Origin of the sequence: Stenotrophomonas sp. HMWF023 (assembly GCF_003060985.1) — a bacterium.
In the GTDB taxonomy this organism is placed as follows: domain Bacteria; phylum Pseudomonadota; class Gammaproteobacteria; order Xanthomonadales; family Xanthomonadaceae; genus Stenotrophomonas; species Stenotrophomonas lactitubi.
The window spans coordinates 4,870-6,010 of the sequence record NZ_QAIJ01000044.1 but is presented as its reverse complement, the minus strand read 5'-3'; the positions used below and the strand labels follow the sequence as shown (position 1 = coordinate 6,010).

General features: G+C 67.7%; 1 protein-coding gene. It reads right to left on the bottom strand.

Annotated features, from left to right (window positions below):
- Window positions 1-138: 138 nt before the first annotated feature.
- Window positions 139-1,141: FtsX-like permease family protein (locus tag DBR20_RS22505; RefSeq protein ID WP_258223140.1), on the bottom strand; the 1,003-nt coding region annotated here is incomplete at its 5' end.

The window sequence follows — 1,141 nt, the reverse complement described above, 5'->3', positions numbered from 1 at the left end:
GCAGCGTGCAATGGAGACGACCGTGGTCTGGGCGAAGCAGCAGGCGTCGTGATCCGAATCCACGCATGGCGTGGATCTACTGGGGTTATCGCTGGTAGATCCACGCCATGCGTGGATGCTTTTGCCTTCACAACGGCGTCAGGCCTCTCGCAGTGCCAATGCCGGCGGCGTGTGCAGGATCCGGCGGGTGCCCAACCAGCCGGCCAGCAGGCTCAGGCCAATGCCGAGCAGGCCGCCCAACACCAGGCCCGGCCACGGCGGCAGCAGCGGCAGCTCGAACACCTTCTGCGACACCGCCACGCCGATCACCGCTGCCGCGCCCACCGCAAGCAGCGCAGCCAGCGCGCCCAGCGCACCGAACTCGACCAGTACCGCGCCACGCAGCTGGCGCCGCGTCGCACCCAGCGTGCGCAGCACCGCGCTGTCATAGCGGCGCTCGCCAGCCGTCGCCTGCAGTGCCGCCAGCAGCACCAGTACGCCGGCCAGCAGGCTGAACACCATCACCAGCTGCACCGCCTGCGCCACCCGTTCCATCACATCGCGCACCTGCGAGATCACTGCATCCACGTCCAGCAGCGACAGGTTCGGCTGCGCGCGCACCAGTGCCCCGAGACCCGCCGCCTGTCCCGCCGGCAGATGGAACGCCGACAGCAGGTTGTGCGGTGTATCGCCCACGGCATTCGGGTTCAACAGCACGAAGAAGTTCGGCCGGAAGGTGTTCCAGTCGGCCTTGCGCACGCTGGTGACGCTGAACTCGCGCTCCTGCTCGCCCACCGCAATGGTGATGCGATCACCCGGGTACACGCCGTAGCGCTTGGCCCAGCCGATCTCCACGGATGCCTCGGCAGCGGTGCTGTCCGGCGTCCAGAACGTGCCGTTGACCAGCGTATTGGCCGGCGGGAACGTGCTGCGCCAGCTGAAGTTCAACGGACGGTTCTCGTCATCGTCGTCGCGCTGTCCTTCGCCCTGCGGTTGATTGTCGTCGGCCGGCGTGCGGTCCACCCGCAGCGGTGGTTTGCCGTTGATTGCGATCAGGCGGCCGGTGGCCATCGGTTCGATGCTGGCATCATCCGCACCCAGGCCCTGCAGTGCGGCCAGCACGCTGTCGCGCTGCTCGGGCTGGATGTTGATCAGGAAGTAG